At 69.8% G+C, this 18,390-nt stretch carries 15 protein-coding genes and 1 tRNA gene; 6 read left to right on the forward strand and 10 right to left on the reverse strand.

Annotated features, from left to right (window positions below; genetic code table 11):
- The first annotated feature begins 242 nt into the window (after nt 1-242).
- On the forward strand, nt 243-1,076 hold the full coding sequence (locus XM48_RS09155) for a DUF559 domain-containing protein (RefSeq protein ID WP_046455511.1): 834 nt from the start codon (nt 243-245) through the stop codon (nt 1,074-1,076).
- 295 nt (nt 1,077-1,371) lie between these two features.
- Here the strand turns inward: XM48_RS09155 and XM48_RS09160 are convergent, their stop codons facing one another.
- The 3 genes from XM48_RS09160 to XM48_RS09170 form a co-directional block, all read right to left on the reverse strand.
- The gene (locus XM48_RS09160) at nt 1,372-2,196 is read right to left on the reverse strand and encodes a DUF1684 domain-containing protein (protein WP_046455512.1); all 825 of its coding nucleotides are present in this window, start codon (nt 2,194-2,196) and stop codon (nt 1,372-1,374) included.
- A gap of 144 nt (nt 2,197-2,340) precedes the next feature.
- Complete coding sequence (locus XM48_RS09165) at nt 2,341-3,168, reverse strand: response regulator transcription factor (protein ID WP_046455513.1); 828 nt, start codon at nt 3,166-3,168, stop codon at nt 2,341-2,343.
- Nucleotides 3,165-4,454, reverse strand: coding sequence for a sensor histidine kinase (locus tag XM48_RS09170; protein ID WP_046455514.1), 1,290 nt, complete (start codon nt 4,452-4,454; stop codon nt 3,165-3,167). Before XM48_RS09170 ends, XM48_RS09165 begins: the two co-directional genes overlap by 4 nt.
- A 124-nt stretch (nt 4,455-4,578) precedes the next feature.
- Here XM48_RS09170 and XM48_RS09175 point away from each other — a divergent pair, with 124 nt between their 5' ends.
- Both XM48_RS09175 and XM48_RS09180 read left to right on the forward strand, forming a co-directional pair.
- Nucleotides 4,579-5,469 (forward strand): ABC transporter ATP-binding protein, encoded by an 891-nt coding sequence (locus XM48_RS09175; protein WP_046455515.1) that lies wholly within the window; start codon nt 4,579-4,581, stop codon nt 5,467-5,469.
- Nucleotides 5,466-6,587 carry an ABC transporter permease gene (locus tag XM48_RS09180; protein ID WP_046455516.1) on the forward strand — a complete coding sequence of 374 codons (1,122 nt, stop codon included), beginning with the start codon at nt 5,466-5,468 and terminating at the stop codon, nt 6,585-6,587. The genes XM48_RS09175 and XM48_RS09180 overlap by 4 nt, the downstream gene beginning before the upstream one ends.
- Before the next feature lie 122 nt (nt 6,588-6,709).
- Here the strand turns inward: XM48_RS09180 and XM48_RS09185 are convergent, their stop codons facing one another.
- A complete protein-coding gene (locus XM48_RS09185) occupies nt 6,710-7,594 on the reverse strand; it encodes an exodeoxyribonuclease III (RefSeq protein ID WP_046455517.1) in 885 nt (294 codons plus the stop codon).
- 153 nt (nt 7,595-7,747) lie between these two features.
- Between XM48_RS09185 and XM48_RS09190 the strand changes: the two genes are divergently transcribed.
- The gene (locus XM48_RS09190) at nt 7,748-8,626 is read left to right on the forward strand and encodes a sulfurtransferase (protein WP_046455518.1); all 879 of its coding nucleotides are present in this window, start codon (nt 7,748-7,750) and stop codon (nt 8,624-8,626) included.
- Between the two features lie 167 nt (nt 8,627-8,793).
- Here XM48_RS09190 and XM48_RS09195 read toward each other — a convergent pair.
- Nucleotides 8,794-8,864, reverse strand: a tRNA-Gly gene (locus XM48_RS09195).
- A gap of 111 nt (nt 8,865-8,975) precedes the next feature.
- Complete coding sequence (locus XM48_RS09200; RefSeq protein WP_046455557.1) at nt 8,976-10,244, reverse strand: serine hydrolase; 1,269 nt, start codon at nt 10,242-10,244, stop codon at nt 8,976-8,978.
- 142 nt (nt 10,245-10,386) lie between these two features.
- On the opposite strand from XM48_RS09200, the gene XM48_RS18600 reads away from it, so the two are divergent.
- On the forward strand, nt 10,387-11,496 hold the full coding sequence (locus XM48_RS18600) for a biliverdin-producing heme oxygenase (RefSeq protein WP_255350853.1): 1,110 nt from the start codon (nt 10,387-10,389) through the stop codon (nt 11,494-11,496).
- A gap of 65 nt (nt 11,497-11,561) precedes the next feature.
- On the opposite strand, the gene XM48_RS17890 is transcribed toward XM48_RS18600, so the two are convergent.
- The 4 genes from XM48_RS17890 to XM48_RS09220 all read right to left on the reverse strand — a co-directional run bounded on the left by XM48_RS17890 (nt 11,562) and on the right by XM48_RS09220 (nt 16,315).
- Nucleotides 11,562-12,134, reverse strand: coding sequence for a hypothetical protein (locus XM48_RS17890; RefSeq protein ID WP_156174994.1), 573 nt, complete (start codon nt 12,132-12,134; stop codon nt 11,562-11,564).
- 687 nt (nt 12,135-12,821) lie between these two features.
- The gene (locus XM48_RS09210; protein WP_046455519.1) at nt 12,822-14,084 is read right to left on the reverse strand and encodes an ATP-dependent RecD-like DNA helicase; all 1,263 of its coding nucleotides are present in this window, start codon (nt 14,082-14,084) and stop codon (nt 12,822-12,824) included.
- 4 nt (nt 14,085-14,088) lie between these two features.
- Complete coding sequence (locus XM48_RS09215) at nt 14,089-15,411, reverse strand: MFS transporter (RefSeq protein WP_046455520.1); 1,323 nt, start codon at nt 15,409-15,411, stop codon at nt 14,089-14,091.
- Nucleotides 15,412-15,415: 4 nt separating this feature from the next.
- A complete protein-coding gene (locus XM48_RS09220; RefSeq protein WP_046455521.1) occupies nt 15,416-16,315 on the reverse strand; it encodes a hypothetical protein in 900 nt (299 codons plus the stop codon).
- Nucleotides 16,316-16,541: 226 nt separating this feature from the next.
- On the opposite strand from XM48_RS09220, the gene dnaK reads away from it, so the two are divergent.
- The gene (gene dnaK, locus XM48_RS09225; RefSeq protein WP_046455522.1) at nt 16,542-18,389 is read left to right on the forward strand and encodes a molecular chaperone DnaK; all 1,848 of its coding nucleotides are present in this window, start codon (nt 16,542-16,544) and stop codon (nt 18,387-18,389) included.
- Nucleotide 18,390 lies beyond the last annotated feature (1 nt).

The following is an 18,390-nucleotide window of genomic DNA, read 5'->3' on the forward strand; positions in this document are numbered from 1 at the left end:
TGCCCTGCCCTGCCCTGCCCTCTGCCCCTGCCCCGAGGTTCTTGTGCCCAGACCGAGCTTCGTGCTCAGACTGAGGATCCGGATTGGTTTCTCAGTCTGAGCACGAAACTCAGTCTGAGCTCGACTCCGCGGCCACCCTCGATCGCCGCCCACACGGGGCGTATGAGCCCGAGCCCGACGATTCCTGTCCACAGAGCCGGTGCTCCAGTGGTCCTCGGGGCCTGGAGCCGGGACACTCGAGCATGGACATCGTCACCCTCATCGCCCGGCGCGGCGGAGTGATCCGTTCGAGCGAGGTCATCGAACACGGGCACTCGGCGTATCGGATCGCGCGGGCCGTCTCCGACGGTCGTGTTCTCCGCCCACAACGAGGGTGGCTGGCGCTGCCGGGCGCAGATTCCGACCTGGTCGGTGCGGCGACTCACGGGGTGCTGCTCAGTTGCGTCACGCAGGCCGATCGGATCGGCCTGTGGGTCCCGAAACGAGCTTCGGAGCATCATGTGGCCGCTCGCCACCCGCACACGAGGGTCGTGCTGCCCCGGTGCACGGTGCACTGGGCGAAACCACTCGTGCCTCGCGAGCCGGGGCGGCTCGAAGACCCGATCGAGAACGTGCTGGCGCTGGTCGCCGTGTGCCAGCCGCGCGAGGACGCCCTGGTCATGTGGGAATCGGCGCTCAACCGGAAGCTCGTCGACGCGCTGTCGCTCGAACAGCTCCCGCTCGGTACTCGTGCTCGTGCGCTCCTCGCGGACTGCACCCCGTTCGCGGACTCCGGTCTGGAGACGATCGTCAGAGACCGGTACTCCTGGTTGGGGATCCCGGTGCGAGTCCAGGTCCCGCTCTTCGGGCGTCGCGTCGACCTCCTGTTCGGCGAGCGGCTCGTCGTGCAGATCGATGGTCGCACCCACGTCGGTGCGCAGCGGGACCGGGACAACGCCCACGACGCGGTGCTGCTGCATCACGGCTACGAGGTCATCCGGGTCAGCTACGAGCAGGTCGTCTACCGATGGGAGGAGGTGCATGCGCTCATCATCGGTGCGATCGCACGCGGTCGGCACTTGGCGCGGGCCCGTTGACGAGGCTGGAACCTCGGGCCGCGCCGGGCGAGGCGGTGGCCATTGCCGCCCGCGCCGCGATGCCTGTCGGAGCTGAGGCGGCAAACGGACGGGAGCTCGCGAAGACGGGGCCAGAAGGAGAGCCGGGTTCAGAAGGACGAATCCGAGCGGTTCCGTCCTTCTGAACCCGAATCACCTTCGCATGCAGGAAGCGGGGCATGGGAAGCAGGACATGGGAAGCAGGGAGAACGGCCAGAAAGGGTGGGAAAGCGCCCGGTCAAGGCAGAGGCAGCTCCAGCTCCAACGACAGCTCCAACTACAACCGCACCCCGGGTCGCAGCTCGCCGGCTTCGATCCGCACGGGCAAGCGGTTCTCGGGCGGCGGGAACGGGCAGGTCGCGCTCTCCGAGTACGCGCAGGGCGGGTTGGTGGAGCGGGTGAAGTCGATGACGACGGTCTCGGGGTCGAGTGCTTCGACACCGACGAAGCGGGCGGAGGGGAAGCTGAGGTCGGTGCCGCTCTCGTCGGCGTAGATCGCGCGGAGGTCGCCGCGTTCCGCCGAACCGAACAGGGTCAGCGCGAACGGCCGGCCGTCGATCTCGAACTCCGCGGTGCCGGGGGAATCGTAGTGCTGCAGAGCGTCCGGCCCTGCGGCCGATGCGACCGCGACCCCGTCGCGCACGGCCGGCACGAAGCGGGCAGTGATGCGCCAGCGTTCGTCGGGCGGGAACACTCCGGTGCCGGCGTAGTCGCGGCGGTCGGGCGACTCGGGATCGCGCGGGCGCACCACGATCCGGCCGCTGCGCGCCGCGATGTCGAGCAGGATCTCGCCCCACGTCAGCGAGGTTCCCGCGATCCCCGTCAGCGGGCCGAGCTCGATCGTGCCCGACACCGGTTCGCCGTCGCGGGTGACCGTGTCGGCCGGGTCGAGCACGACGGTGACGAGGCCGTGCCGGTCGGCGCTCCAGCGGCCGGGGAGGCCGGGCAGTTCGGCCGGCGTCTCGGCGAGCCAGTGCATCGCGGTCGGGCTCAGTGGCCCGTACGGCGCGGTGCGCGCGGCTTCGACTCCGGCGTGCCAGGCGGCGTGGGCGTCGGAGAATGCGGTGGAAGCCGCGGGTGCTGGAGATGGTGCTGCGGTCACGGAAACCTCCCGGGTGTGCGTTCCCGATCCAGCCAATCACGCGCGGGAGGTGCCCCGGCGAAGGTGACCCGCGGTTACGCGGGCCGGGTTCGAGCGCCGACCGCAGGGCCGAGCGCCGACCGCAGGGCGGAGCACCGACCGGTCTCAGCGTCCGCCGTGGGTGTGCGCCCAGACGACGGCCTGGATCCGATCCCGGGCCCCGAGCTTCTGCAGGATCTTCGACACGTGCGTCTTGATCGTCGCCTCCCCGAGGAACAGCTCGCCCGCGATCTCGGCATTCGACCGGCCGAGAGCGATGAGGGCGAGCACTTCGCGCTCCCGTTCGGTGAGCCCGACGCGGTCGAGCGCGGCGGGATCGATGGTGCGATCGTCGTGTCCCGATCCGCTCGCACCAGCACCAGCACCAGCACCAGCACCAGCCCCAGCCCCAGCACCTGCTCCGGAGCCGCCGTTCGCGGCCGAGCGCGGGATCGTGATCGGCAGGGTGCGGTCGGTGCTGCCCGAGCCGCCGGAGCTGCCCGGCCCGCCGGAACCGCCCGAGCCTCCCGCGGCGCGGCTCATGACCGCGCGGGTCACGTCGGGGCCGAGCAGTGCGTGCCCGGCGGCGAGGGTGCGCACGGCGTCGACGAACTGCTCGGCGCGCGCGGTCTTGAGCAGGAATCCGCTGACGCCCGCGGCGAGGGCGTCGAACAGGTATTCCTCGTGGCCGAAGGTCGTGAGCACGAGGACCGCGGGCGGCTCGGACCCGGCCGTGCCCGGTGCCAGGATCCGCCGCGTCGCGGCGATACCGTCGAGGTTCGGCATCTCGACGTCCATGCAGATCACGTCGGGGCGCAGCTCGGCGGCCAGCGCGACGGCTTCGAGACCGTCGGCGGCTTCGCCGACCACCTCGATGTCGGATTCGACGGACAGGATGATGCGGAAGCCCGAGCGCACCAGGGCCTGGTCGTCCACGAGCAGCACTCGGATCATGCGTCGACCTCCGTCGCGGTCGCCAGCGGCACCCGGGCGCGCACCAGGAAGCCGCCCTGTTCGCGCCGCCCGGACTGCAGGGTGCCGCCCACGGCGCCGATCCGCTCGCGCATGCCCCGGAGGCCGAGCTGGGAACCGGTGGCTCGGGAACCGGGCAGGGTCTGCCGGATCCCGTCGTCGGTCACCTCGACCTCGACGGAGTCGCCGGCGAATCGCAGCCGCACCGTGCAGCCGGCGCCCGCTCCCGCGTGCTTGCGCACGTTGGTCAGGGCCTCCTGCACGACCCGGTAGAGCGCGACGTCGACGAGCATGGGCAGCGGGCGGGGTTCGCCGACCACGATCAGCTCGGTCGGAGTGCTCGACCTGCGCGACTCTTCGACGAGCTCGGCGAACTGGGCGACGCCGACGGTCGATGCGGCGTCGTCCTCGTCCGGTGAACGCAGCGTGCGCACGAGGCCGCGCAGCTCGGTGACGGCGGTGTGCGCGCTCTCTTCCACGACCGCGAGCGCCTCCGAGGCGAGCGCCGGATCCCGGTCGAGGCTGCGCCGGGCCGCCGCGGCCTGGATCCCCATGACCGAGACGTGGTGCGCGACCACGTCGTGGAGCTCTCGTGCGACGCCGAGCCGGTCGAGCGCGACGGCCTGCGCCGCACTGGTGCGCCGCTCCTGATCGAGCTCCCGCCCCTGCGCGTCGAGCTGAGCGGCGAGTCGGGCCGCGCGCCAGGCGTGCTGGCCGAAGTAGGCGGCGCCCGCGAAATAGAGCATGTTGGTGAGGATCTGCACGGCGACGAACGCTGCGAGCTGCGAGAAGACGCCGATGCGCGAATATGCGGGGAAGGCGTCGGGATCGCCCGTGGTGACGACGAGCGAGATGATGAGCCACGCGAACATCGCGAGCGAGACGCCCAGCCGGAGCCAGAAGGCGAGCGTGCGATTGCGGCTCCACGCGCCGACCGTGTAGTAGGCGCAGAAGAGCCCGATGTTGACGAAGAGGATCTCGGGGACACCGAACTGGCCGCAGACGAAGAAGCCGACGGCGACGAGCAGCAGCACCGCTTCGGGGTAGCGTCGTCGCACGGCGAGCGGCAGGGTGCAGAGCCCGAGGCCGAGCACCCAGACCCACGGGTCGGCGACCTCCTTGTAGATGCCGATGCGCTCGTAGAGCAGCGCGCTCAGCACCGCGCCCACCGCGATCAGCGCCGCGAACGCGACATCGGCGCGCAGCCCGGATCGGCTCGGAGCGGGGCGGACCCAGCTCGAGTAGGTGCGGGGCAGCGAGATCGGCATGGATCCCAAGCTACCGGGCCGCACCGACATCGAGGATCCACCGGGCGGCGGATCCGGATCAGCCCGGCGGGGGAGGCGCGGGCCCCCGGGGGATCCCTAGCGTAGGAGTCGGAAGGGAGAACCCATGATCAGCCTCCACTCGATCTCGCGCAGCTTCGGCGACCGCCGGGTGCTGCGCGACGTCGCGTTCGACGTCGCGGCGGGCCGGATGACCGGCTTCGTCGGCGGCAACGGCGCCGGCAAGACCACGACCATGCGCATCATCCTGGGCGTGCTCGCCGCGGATTCGGGGCGCGTCGAATTCGACGGCGCCGAGATCACGCAGCGGGATCGCTCCCGCTTCGGCTACATGCCCGAGGAGCGCGGCCTGTACCCCAAGATGAAGGTGCTCGAGCAGCTCGTCTACCTGGCGCGCCTGCACGGCATGGGCTCGGCCGCGGCGAAGCGCTCCGCCGAGGGGCTCATCGAGCGGCTCGGCATCGAGGAGCGCGCGAACGACACGCTCGAGAGCCTCTCGCTCGGCAACCAGCAGCGGGCCCAGATCGCCGCGGCCCTCGTGCACGATCCCATCGCCCTCGTGCTCGACGAGCCGTTCTCGGGCCTCGACCCGATCGCGGTCGAGGTCGTGCTCGGCGTGCTCCGCGACTTCGCGGCCCAGGGCGCGCCCGTGCTGTTCTCCTCGCACCAGCTCGACATCGTCGAGCGGCTCTGCGACGACGTCGTCGTGATCGCCGACGGCTCGATCCGCGCCGCGGGTTCCCGCGAGGCGCTCCGCGCCGAGCACTCGGGTTCGACGTTCGAGCTGGAGCTCTCGGGCGACACCGCGGACGCCGGCTGGGTGCGCGAGCAGCCCGGGGTCGAGGTCACCCACCTCGATGGCCGCTTCGCCCGGTTCGACGCCCCCGAAGACGCCGCTCAGGCGGTGCTGGCCACCGCCGTCTCGCGCGGATCCGTGGCCCGGTTCGCACCCGTCACCCCGTCCCTCGCCCAGATCTTCCGGGAGGTCATCCGATGACTGCCAACGCTCCCCTCGCCGGCCCGGCTTCCGCCGCGACGCCGACCAGCGCGGCCGGCCTCGCCTGGCTCGTCGCCGAGCGCGAGATCACCACGCGGGTGCGCAGCAAGGCGTTCCTCATCTCGACGGGGATCCTGCTGCTCCTGGTGCTCGCCTCGGTGCTGTTCGGCGGCTTCGCCTCGAAGCTCGGCGGCGATACCAAGGTCGCGGTCGTCGGCACCGCCGGGGCCGTGCTCGAGCAGGCGCCCGGCTTCGACGTGCAGAAGGTCGCGGATCAGCCCGCCGCCGAGAAGCTCGTGCGCTCGGGCGACGTCGACGCGGCGATCGTCCCCGGCGGATCCGGTGCGGGCGGTGTGACCGTGCTCGCGAAGGACTCGGCGCCCGCGTCCGTCGTGCAGCTGCTCTCGGTGCAGCCCGAGGTGAAACTGCTCGAACCGCTCGAGAAGAACTCGATCCTCGCGATGTTCATCGCGATCGGCTTCGGCATCGTCTTCATGATGAGCGCCGTGACCTTCGGCACGACCATCGCGCAGAGCGTGGTGGAGGAGAAGCAGACGAGGATCGTCGAGATCCTGCTGGCCACCGTGTCCGCCCGCGTGCTGCTCGCGGGCAAGATCATCGGCAACAGCATCCTGGCGCTCGCCCAGGTCGTCGCGATCATCGCGCTCGCCTCGCTCGGCATGCTCGCCACCGGCCAGGACCTGCTCTTCGGGGATCTCGGCACGGCGCTCATCTGGTTCGGCGCGCTCTTCGCTTTCGGCTTCGTGCTGCTCGCGACGCTCTACGCGGCGTCGGCCGCGCTCGTGTCGCGGCAGGAGGACATCGGCTCGGTCACCAGCCCGCTGATGTTCCTGGTCATGCTCCCGTACGTGCTCGTCATCATGTTCCACGACAACCCCCAGGTGCTCGGGATCATGAGCTACGTGCCGTTCTCGGCGCCCGTCGGCATGCCGATGCGCCTCTACCTCGGCATCGCCGAGTGGTGGGAGCCGCTGCTCGCGATCGGGATCCAGATCGTCACCATCGCGCTGGTCATCGGCCTGGCGGCCCGCATCTACGAGAACTCGGTCCTGCGCACCGGCAGCCGGGTGAAGCTCGCCGAGGCGCTCAAGGGCTGAACGCTCGTCGAACGCAGCGAGGGCCGCGGACCATCAGGTCCGCGGCCCTCGCTGCGTTCGCGTCGTTCGCCGCTTCCGCGCGGTGCGATCCCGTCGGATCGTCGATCGGGGATCCGCCCGGGTCAGAACCACATGGGTCGGTCGAGGTCGTCCTCGTCCTCGTAGGACTCGCCGAGGCGGCCCGGATCCACGTCGACGACGACGGGGACGTGATCGCTCGGTGCATCGCCCGTGCGCTCCTGGCGGTGGATCGAGGCGCCCGTCACCGCGCCGGCGAACGCCTCGGACGCCATGATGAAGTCGATCCGCATGCCCTCGTCCTTGGGGAAGCGGCCCGCCTTGTAGTCCCAGAAGGTGTAGCCCTCGGGCACGGTGGGGCGGACCACGTCGGTGACGGTCGGCGAGAAGCTCTCGAACATCGATCGCTCGTCGGGCGAGACGTGCGTCGAGCGGCCGACGGCGAACGAGGGATCGCCCATATCGCCGTCGAGCGGGGCGATGTTCCAGTCGCCCATGAGCGCGAGCGGCAGCTCGGGATTCTCGGCCAGCCACTGCTCGGCGTCGGTGCGCAGCGCCTCCAGCCAGGCGAGCTTGTACGCGTAGTGCGGGTCGTCGAGCGCCCGGCCGTTGGGCACGTAGAGGCTCCACAGGCGCAGATCGCCGACGGTCACGCCGAGGGCGCGCGCCTCGAGGGGGAGGCCGTTCGGGCCTTCGCCCTGCACGTCCTCCTGACCCTTGATCGGCTTGCCGAAGCCCGGCATATCGGCGAAACCGCGCGCGACGTCGGTCATCTCGTGCCGGCTCGCGAACGCGACACCGTTCCACTGGTTCAGGCCGTGGATCTCGAGCCGGTACCCGGCCTGCTCGAACGCCTCGACCGGGAACTGGTCGGGACGGCACTTGATCTCCTGCATCGCGAGCACGTCGATGTCCTCGCGGACGAGCCAGTCCACCACCCGGCCGACTCGGGTGCGGATCGAATTGACGTTCCAGGTGGCGATGCGCATGGATCCAGCGTATCCGGCTCGGTTTGGCCGCCGGTGCGCTCTGCGGAAGGAGATTCGGGTTCCGGAGGACGATCGGCGCCGATTCCTCCTCCGGAACCCGGATCTCCTCCGGAAGACCCGTCCGTTCCGCCGGTCCGGGAGCAGAATGGACGCATGACCGCACCGATCCTCATCTCGGCCGAAGAACTGCGCTCCTGGCTCGAAGCCGATGATCGGCCGCGCGTGCTCGACGTCCGCTACCGGCTGGGCTTCACCGACGGGCACGAGCAGTACCTGGCCGGACATATCCCGGGGGCCGTATTCGCGGATCTCGAGGGCGAGCTCGCCGGGCACGGCGCCCCGTCGGAGGGGCGGCATCCGCTGCCCGACGACGCGGCGCTGGAGGCGTCGGCGCGCGGCTGGGGGATCCACGCCGGGCAGACGGTCGTCGTGTACGACGATGCGCGGTCGCTGCCGGCGTCGCGCGCCTGGTGGGCGCTGCGGCGGGCCGGGATCGGCGACGTGCGGTTGCTCGACGGAGGGCTCGCGGCGTGGATCGCGGCCGGTGGGGCGGTGGATCCGGGCGAGGTGGTGCCCGAGCCGGGCGATGTGGTGCTCGCGCGGCCCGGCGCGGTCGGGGTGCTCACGACGGGGCAGGTCGCGGATTGGGGCGGGATCCTGCTCGATGCTCGCGCGCCGGAGCGGTTCCGGGGCGAGATCGAGCCGATCGATCCGATCGCGGGGCACATTCCGGGGGCGCGCAATCTGCCGATCTCGGAGGTGCTGACGGAGGATGGACGGTTCCGTTCGCCGGAGCGCATCGCGGCGGAGTTCGCGGCGGCGGGGGTGGGATCCGGTGCTGGTGCGGATGCCATGCCGGGTGCGGACGGAGCGCTGGGCGAGGCGCGGATCGCGGCCTACTGCGGCTCGGGTGTGACGGCGGCGCAGTTGGCGCTCGCGGGTGCGCTCATCGGGCGCGAGGTCGTCGTGTTCCCGGGGTCGTGGAGCGCGTGGTCGAACACGCCCGGTCTGCCGGTCGCGACGGGGGAGTGAGGGATCGTGCTGCGGCGGTCGTCGCCGGTTCAGCGTCGGTGGTCCCTCGGATGCTGCAGCTGAAGCGACAGCCCCGGGTGCGGCGGCCGGGTGCGGCGGGGAGAACCGCAGTCGGATGCGGTCTTCGAAACGACGAGAGCCCCGCCGGGGCGGGGCTCTCGTATCGGAGGGGATGACGAGAATCGAACTCGCGCTGTCTGCTTGGGAAGCAGAAGTTCTACCATTGAACTACATCCCCAGTGCCGGGCGGACCCGACTCTTTTCAGCCTAGCAGAACCCCGCTGGCAGACGGTCGAGCCTCCGGCCAGCGGGTCCGCCTCCGAGTGGCGGCTTGCCGGCAGCGGCGGTCCTACTGGCAGATCGCGGCGCCTGCGAGGGTCTTGGCCTGATCGTCCGCGCTCCAGGGGACGTCCGGGCCTGCACCCGCGTCCTTCGAGAGTGCCGCGATCTGGAACGCCAGCGCGCGAGCGAAGCCGGCACCCGCGCTCGAGTTGTTGAGCGTGACGACCACTGTGTAGCCCGTGGACGGATCCTGGTACGCGGCGGTGATGGCACCGGTGATCGAACCGCTGCGGCCGAGCAGGGGCCCCATCTTTTCGACGCCGAAGCCGTACTGCTGCGCGTTCGGGTCCGCGGCGACCTCCTTGGTCGGCTTGCCGTCCTTGTCGCGCTCGGGGTTCTGGGTCGACTGGGTCTTGGTGATGAGCTCCTGGTCCTTCTTCGTGCCGAACGTGCCGGAGAAGTAGGCGGTGTAGAAGTTCTTCAGGTCCGAGACGGTCGTGACCGAGGCGCCGGCCGCGCTGAGCATGCTGGTGGAGATCTTGTTGAGCTCCGCGGGCTTCGCCTCGCAGACGGGCTTGCCGCCCGCCGCGGGGTAGGTGAGCCCGGTCATGCCGCCGCTGGGCAGCGTCAGGTTGCCCGAGTCGGGGAAGAAGGTCGAACTCATCGAGGCCTTGCTGTAGACCCGACTCTTGAGGAGGTCTGCGAGGGACTGGCCGGTGACCTCTTCGAACGCGCGGGCCAGCACGAGGCTGTCGGTGTCGGAGATGTAGACGTTCTGACCGGGCCAGGGGAGCGGTGAACGCACGAGGCCGTTTGCCAGGAGTTCCCGGTCGCTCCACGGACGCAGCGGGTTGTTCGCGAAGATGTCGCTGATGCCCGTCTTGAAGTCGGCGAGGCCCGAGGTCCCGTTGCAGAGCTGCTCGTAGGTGATGCCTTCCAGGCCCTTCTGGCGGGGCAGATCCTTCGAGACCTCGCGGTCGAGCTTGATGGTGCCGTCCGCGTTGAGGCTGAGCAGGAGGGCGCAGAGCGCCGGCTGGGTGGCCTGGCCGCCGCGGATCGCGGCGTCGGCGGCGAGCTTGCCCGCGCCGAAGGTCTGCAGGTACTCGCCCTTCTTGTCGCCGCCCCAGACGCCCACGATGGCGTCGGTGGAGCCGCTCTGCTTCATCGCCTGCTGGACAGCCTGTTCGATGTTGCCCGAGAGCCCCTTGTCGATGGTGTTCACCGGGTCCGCGCCACCCGAGGAGCCCTGGCCGGTGCACGCGGTGAGGCCGAGAGCTGCGACGGCGACGGCACCGATCACAGCGATGCGGGAGCGTCGAGCGAGTTTCGAAATCACCGGACCGCCAATCTGTTTGCAGGCATAGAACATTCGCGATTCTACTGCCTGGTTCTCGGGAGGCCGCTGAGCCCGGCCGGTGGTGGGCGCACGGAACAGGGCCGAGGTGCGGGGTTAGGCAAGCCTTAGTTAGGATGTCGGAGTGAGTGATTTCGACGAGACCGTCATTTCCGGTGTGATCGGCCACATGAACGGCGACCACACCGACGACAACCTGCTGATCGCGCGTGCTTTCGGGTACCCCGACGCGACGGCGAGCACGATGACGGGTCTGACCGGGGAGCACGGCTGCTGGACCGTGGTGGATCCCGCGGGCGAGCACGAGCTCTGCGTTCCCTGGCCCGCTGGTCGGATCACCGAGCGGCCTCAGATCCGCCGCGAGGTCGTGCTGCTCTACCGCGAGGCGTGCAAGCGCCTGGGCGTCGAACCGCGCGCCGAGCACGAGGCGCCCCAGCACTTGCCCGGCCAGGGCAATGCGGCGCACCCGCACGGCTCGGAGCACGCGGCCCATGGCGGTGCTCATCCTCATGGCGGACACGGACACGGACACGGCGAGGCGGCTCACGCCGGTTCGAACCCGCACGCGGCCCCGGCGCAGGAGGGTCCCGTCGCGTTCTCGGTCGAGATCCGCAGCGGTTCCTGGTCGGATCACTCCGACAGCGAGGGCGCCGGGTTCATGGAGGGCATCATGCGCGGCCGGGGGACTCGCGAGGACTATGTCGCGCTCGCCGTGCAGCACTACTTCATGTACGAAGCGCTCGAGGAGAGCGCGGCGAAGTTCGAGCAGGACGCCCGCTTCGCCGGATTCCACTCGGACGACCTCGAGCGCATGGCCGCGCTCGAGGAGGATCTGGAGTTCCTGGTCGGCGATGATTGGCGGGAGCGGATCGAACCGACTCCCGCGACGGCGGCGTACGCGGCCCGGATCCGTGAGATCGCGGACGAGGGCTGGCTTCCGGGTCTCGTCGCGCACCATTACACGCGCTACCTCGGCGATCTGTCGGGCGGGCAGATGATCGCGCGTCGCGTGGGGAAGCAGTTCGGTTTCGAGCACGCGGGCATCTCGTTCTACGACTTCTCGTCGCTCGGTGATCTCGCTGAGTTCAAGGACCGGTACCGGGCTGAGCTCGATGCGCTGGGCGAGACGCTCGATCAGGCGGAGCGCGATCGCGTGCTGGCCGAGGTGCGAACCGCCTACCGCTTCAACACCGACGTGTTCGGTGATCTGGCTCGGGCGAAGGCCGCGAACTAACACGGCTCGGCGGGCTCTCTCTGAAAAGAGGGGTCGCGTCGGAGATGCCGTAGGCGCGGTGATCCTCATCGTTCGGCGAACCTTCGAGCAAGACCGATGCGCAACGGTCGGGGTGCGCGGCCGAGGAATGCGCTGAGCCGCTGCTCCGTCTTTTGGAGACGCAGCGGATGGAAGTCCTCGGCGTGCGCTCGGAGGATCCTGTATCCGAGGTCCCGAGCGCGGTCGAGACGAGTCAGATCGCGGAGGTACTGCTGGCGGTCTGTGCGGTGCTGCTCGCCGTCGTACTCGAGGATTCGCATCCGCGTTCGATCAACCTGGTCGAATCGTCCGATCCAGGTTCCTGAGCGATCGTAGAGATCTGCTTGCAGCTCGAGGTCGTCAAGGCCCATCGAGGCGAGCACGTAGTGCAGGTGGGACTCCATTCGGGACTCCGCGCCATGCCGGGACACCGACCACGCGTCGCGCAGTCGCGTGATGCCGCGTGTGCGACTGCGCAGCAGAAGAGCGTTGACTTCCGACTCGGGGAGTGAAGCCCCGTGGGAAACCCGGCGAGGGCGGCGCAGGTGGTCGAGGGCGACCACGAGTTCGAGAAACGGGAGCGTCGCGGCGGATTGCAGGAGTGCGAGGGAAGTGGGCACGCACGGGAGGCCGCTCGGACTCCGCACTGGGGCGAATCGCTCGGAGGTGCGGTGGCCGATGACTCCGCGACCCGTCGATCGGTTGAGCGGCGAGGGGGCGGTCACGTGCAACTCGTCGGGAACCCGGAGCGGCACCCCGTGCAGGAGAAGCGCGCTCGTATGGCTGAAGCACTCTTCTCGGCGCAGCAGCGGAGCGTAGTCCCGTGCCCGCGCGCGGACCCGGTCCTCGACATAGCTCGGCCGCCTCGGTGGTGCAGGCCGGGGTGCGCCGAGACGTCGGACCCCATGATGCGGACGCTCGAACCTCGAGTGGGCGAGAGTAGCCGAGGTCACGCCGAGCGCCCGCGCCTCGGCGAGAGTGAAGGCGGGCTCGCGGAGCGGCTCGGGGAGGGGAGCTGGGCGTCGGGGCATGCAAGCAGCTTGCCCGGCACGCCAAGGATGATGGCGGTTATCCACAGGCCAGAGCGCGTCGGTGCGCGATCCTGCATGGATGCGTGCTGTGGAGGGGTAGACGGTTCGAAGTGCGGCGCGAGGGGATCCATCGAACGGCGGCAAAACGATGCAATCGGCCTGCTATTCGAACGTTTTGCCGCCACTCGACGGAGAAAACGCGTGTGCGCACTCGCGAGCGAGTGAGCACACGAGCCCGAGCACGAGCACACGAGCACACGAGCACAAGCCCGCGCCCTACCTCCCCTGCATGAACCTGACGACGTTGGGGTCGACGATCACGTCGCGGGGCTGCAGCGGCCGACGCAGGTAGAGCCCTTCGAGGGAGCGCACGCGGCTCAGCGCGACGTAGCTCTGCCCGGCGCTGAACGCGCGGGGGCCCAGGTCGATGACGGCCTGGTCGTAGGTGTGCCCCTGCGACTTGTGGATGGTGACCGCCCAGGCGAGGCGCAGCGGGAACTGCTCGAACTCGGCCACGACCTCCTTCTCGAGCTTCTTGGTCTCGGCGTCGTAGCGGTACCGGAACCGTTCCCAGACGGCGGGCTCGACCTCGTACTCCTCGTCGTCGACTTCGACCCAGACGGTACCGGAGACGCGCGAGACGGTGCCGATGGTGCCGTTGACCCAGCGTCCGTCGGGGTCGTTGCGCAGGAACATGACCTGCGCGCCCTGCTTGAGCTCGAGCACTTCGTCGGCGGGGAACGTGTTCTCGCGGAATTCGCCGTTCACCTCGGCGACGGCGCGCATCGCCCCGCCCTTGATCCCCGCGAGCCGTTCCTGGTTGATCTTGTTGACGGTGGCGTTGGTGGTCGCGAGGGTGAGCGCGTCCGCGGGGGCGGGGCGGTCGCCGGCCGCGTTGAGCTCGCCGGCCATGTCGGCGTCGACGACGCCGTGCCGGACGGCTCCGAGGATCTGCTTGAAGCGGCTGTCGCGCTGCCGGTGCACCTCGGTGAGCTCGATGATGCTCATGGGGGAGTCGCGCCACACCTTCGCGTCGAAGAACCAGAGCGAGCGGTAGGTGTCGTTGAAGTAGGCGCGCTCGTGCGGGTCGCGCGGCGGCACGGGCGGCAGCTGGAAGGGGTCGCCGAACATGATGATCTGCGCGCCGCCGAAGGGGTCGTGCTTCTTGCCGCGCGCCTGCCGGAGCGCGCGGTCGATCGCGTCCATGAGGTCGGCGGAGACCATCGAGATCTCGTCGAGCACGAGGGTGTCGATCGAGGAGAGCATCTTCTTCAGCTCGGCGGGCTGGTCGAGGTCGTGGTCGGCGATCACGCCGGTGGGGAGGCGCAGCAGCGAGTGGATCGTCTGGCCGCCCACGTTGAGCGCGGCGACGCCCGTCGGCGCGCACACGGCGATGATCTTGCTCGTGTTCCACGCCAGGTGGTTCAGGATCGTCGACTTGCCCGTGCCGGCGCGCCCCGTGACGAAGATGTGCTCGCGGGTGTGCTCGATCCGTTCGTAGACGGCGAGCTGCTCGGGGCTGAGTTCGGGGCGGGGCACCCCGTTAGGGTACCCGAGCGGCGCGCACGGGCAGCAGCAGGAGCAGGCCGATGATCAGCACGAGCACGATCCCGAGGATGCCGAAGATGGTGGATCCGCCGAGCGCGACCGCGAGCGTGAAGCCGGCGGGCGCGAGGAACGACACCGCGCGGCCGGTCGTGGCGTAGAGGCCGAAGATCTCGCCCTCCTTGCCGGGCGGGATGAGGCGGGCGAGGAAGGAACGGCTCGCGGACTGCACGGGTCCGACGAAGATGCACAGCAGGAGCCCGAACACCCAGAACACCCAGGATCCGAGCGGGTTCAGCAGGAAGACGAGCAGGCCGCAGAACAGCATCAGCGTGAGCGAGGCCACCATGACCGGCTTCGCGCCGATCCGGTCCTCGAACATGCCGATCAGGATCGTGGCGAGCCCGGCGACGACGTTCGCGGCGATGGCGAAGATGATGACCGTGGTGGAGTCGAAGCCGAAGCTGCGCGCCGCGATCACGCCGCCGAACGTGAAGACGCCTGCGAGCCCGTCGCGGAACACGGCGCTCGCGATGAGGAAGAAGAGGGTCTGGCGGGCGGTGCGCCACAGGTTCCGCACGCTGCGGAACAGGTCGGCGTAGGCGGTCAGGATCCCGCGCCCGGCGCCGTGGTACTCGGCGGCGACGGGGATCTCGGGCACCGCGAAGAAGACGGGTACGGCGAAGATCCCGAACCAGGCGGCGGCGAGCACCATGGCGACGCGGATGTTCCAGGCGCCCTCGCTCGTGACGCCGAACCAGCCGACGTCGGGGAAGATGAAGCCGACCAGCAGGATCGCGAGCAGCACGATGCCGCCGAGGTAGCCCATGCCCCAGCCGAAGCCGGAGATCTTGCCGACGTTGCGGTTGTTGGAGATCTGCCCGAGCATCGCGTTGTAGCTGACGCTCGCGAATTCGAATGCGACGTTGCCGACCGCGAGCAGCACGAGTCCGAGGACGAGGTACTGCTCGGCCGGGGCGACGAGCACCATCAGGGCGGTGCAGGCGACGACGATCGCGGTGTTGATGCCGAGCCAGGTCTTGCGCCGCCCCGCCGCGTCCGAGAGGCGCCCGATCACGGGCGCGAACAGCGCGACGACGACGCCGGCGATGAGGAGCGCGGTGCCGAGCTTCGCCGAGACGACCTGCTCGGGGCCGAAGGAGTCGCTCGTGAGGTACACGCTGAAGACGAACGTGGTGACGACCGCGTTGAACGACGCGGATCCCCAGTCCCACAGCGACCAGGCGAAGACGGTGCGCTTGCGCACGGCCGGGGCGTCGGCGGCTGCGTCGGTGCCGGTGGCCGTATTCGGGGCGATCATGCGCTCAGGGTAGCGCCTGCGGGGAAACGCCGGGGGTCCTCGCCCGGAGCGCGTCCACCACGGAGAGCAGCCAGGGCCACAGCTCCGGATCGGTGACCGGGATCAGCCGCGGCGAATAGAGGAACGCCTCCTCGCCGAGGACCTCGAGATCGACCGGGCGCGCCGCGAGCAGATCGAGCAGCTCCGGATCGACGAACGCGGCTGCGCGCTCGCCGTCGCGCTTCCACGCCCACAGGGTGAAGCGGGCTCCGCCTGCGGCGCGGAGCCGGGTCGGATCGCGCATGTCGACGAAGCCGGCGATGCTGCCGCCGTCGACCATCGAGTTGTTCGCCTTCGCGTCGAGCAGGAACGGCGGGGCCGAGCCGCCGAGCGCGATCCTGACGTAGCCGAAGCTCACGGGCGACTCGATCCCGCGGTAGCCGACGTCGGTGGAGTGGTACTCGCCGACCTCGAGGGAACGATCCGGCCAGCGCAGCACGCCCTCGAGGCGCCGATCCTTGCTGCCCCGGCCGATCACCGATCCGACGGCGGGAGGATCGGCCTCGCGTTCGACGAGCTCGAGGCCGTTGGCGGCGGCGAAGCCGGTGATGCGCCAGCGCTGGTCGGGCAGTGCGCGGTTCTGCCGGACCGCGCCGCGCAGCACGAAGACGCACAGCCAGACCGTGAGGATCGCGACGGCGCCCGCCGGGAGGAGCCACCAGGCCGAGCCGCCGCTGAGCGTGCCCATGGCGAACGCGGCGGCGAGGCCGAGACCGAGCACGATGACGAGCAGGAGCGCGCAGCCGGTCCCGATCGCGGTGCCGGCCTTCGTGCGGCCGTGGCGGCGGTCGATCTCCGCCGAGAGTGCGCGTGCGGCGTCCCGGTCGTCGGGATCCGTGAGCGGACCGAGGTCGAGTGCCGGCATGAGGTCAGCGTAGTGCCGCGTCGCCGGCCGGATCGAAGCTGAGAGTTGAGTGTGTTCGACTCAAGTTCACTTGCCCGAGGTTGACGGCGGGAACCGTTTTGATAAACTTGAGCACAAGCGACTCAACCTTCTGAGCTCGCACCGGATTCGGGATCCCGAGCGGTCCCGGAGCAGAATCACCAGAACCGGGCGGCCCACGGCCGCCGCACAACAGCAAGGAGAGCACATGTCACGTGCAGTCGGTATCGACCTCGGCACCACCAACTCCGTCGTCGCGGTCCTCGAGGGCGGCGAGCCCACGGTCATCGCCAACGCCGAGGGCTTCCGCACCACCCCCTCCATCGTCGCGTTCACGAAGGACGGCGAGGTGCTCGTCGGCGAGACCGCGAAGCGCCAGGCCGTCACCAACGTCGACCGCACCATCGCGTCCGTCAAGCGTCACATGGGCACCGACTGGACCACCGACATCGACGGCAAGAAGTACACGCCGCAGGAGATCAGCGCGCGCACGCTCATGAAGCTGAAGCGCGACGCCGAGACCTACCTGGGCGACAAGGTGACCGACGCGGTCATCACCGTCCCCGCGTACTTCAACGACGCCGAGCGCCAGGCCACCAAGGAGGCCGGTGAGATCGCGGGCCTCAACGTGCTCCGCATCATCAACGAGCCCACCGCCGCGGCCCTCGCCTACGGCCTCGACAAGGGCAAGGAGGACGAGCTGATCCTCGTCTTCGACCTCGGCGGCGGCACCTTCGACGTCTCCCTCCTCGAGGTGGGCAAGGACGACGACTTCTCGACCATCCAGGTCCGCGCGACCGCCGGCGACAACCGCCTCGGCGGCGACGACTGGGACCAGCGCGTCGTCGAGTGGCTGATCCAGCAGTTCAAGTCGTCGACCGGCGTCGACGTCTCGAACGACAAGATCGCCCTGCAGCGCCTCAAGGAGGCCGCGGAGCAGGCCAAGAAGGAGCTCTCGAACTCGATGAGCACCCAGATCCAGCTGCCGTACCTCTCGCTCACCGAGAACGGCCCGGCGAACCTCGACGAGACGCTCTCGCGCGCCAAGTTCGAGGAGCTCACCAAGGATCTGCTCGAGCGCACCCGCAAGCCCTTCACCGATGTGATCGCCGAGGCAGGCGTCAAGGTCTCCGACATCGCGCACGTGGTGCTCGTCGGCGGCTCGACCCGCATGCCCGCCGTCTCCGAGCTGGTCAAGCAGCTCACCGGCGGCCGCGAGCCCAACAAGGGCGTCAACCCCGACGAGGTCGTGGCCGTGGGCGCAGCCCTGCAAGCCGGCGTGCTGAAGGGCGAGCGCAAGGACGTCCTGCTCATCGACGTGACCCCCCTGAGCCTCGGCATCGAGACCAAGGGCGGCATCATGACGAAGCTCATCGAGCGCAACACGGCGATCCCGACCAAGCGCAGCGAGACCTTCACCACCGCCGACGACAACCAGCCGTCGGTCGCCATCCAGGTGTTCCAGGGCGAGCGCGAGTTCACCCGCGACAACAAGAACCTGGGCACCTTCGAGCTGACCGGCATCGCGCCGGCTCCGCGCGGCGTGCCGCAGGTCGAGGTCACCTTCGACATCGACGCCAACGGCATCGTCCAGGTGTCCGCGAAGGACAAGGGCACCGGCAAGGAGCAGACGATCACGATCTCGGGCGGCTCGAGCCTCTCGAAGGACGACATCGATCGCATGGTGCGCGAGGCCGAGGAGCACGCCGCCGAGGACAAGAAGCGCCGCGAGGCCGCCGAGGTCCGCAACAACGCCGAGCAGCTCGCCTACTCGGTCGAGAAGCTCATCTCGGAGAACGAGGACAAGCTGCCCGAGGACGTCAAGACCGAGGTGCAGGGCGATCTCGACGCGCTGAAGCAGGCGCTCGCCGGTGACGACGAGGCCGCGGTCAAGACCGCCGCCGACAAGCTCGGCGAGAGCCAGCAGAAGCTCGGCCAGGCGATCTACCAGTCGGCGCAGGACGCCGCCCCCGAGGCCGGCACCGCCGCTCCCGAGTCGAACGACGAGGACGTGGTGGACGCCGAGGTCGTCGAGGACGACGAGGAGAAGAAGTAAC

Source organism: Leucobacter sp. Ag1, from assembly GCF_000980875.1.
Taxonomy (GTDB): Bacteria; Actinomycetota; Actinomycetes; order Actinomycetales; family Microbacteriaceae; genus Leucobacter; species Leucobacter iarius.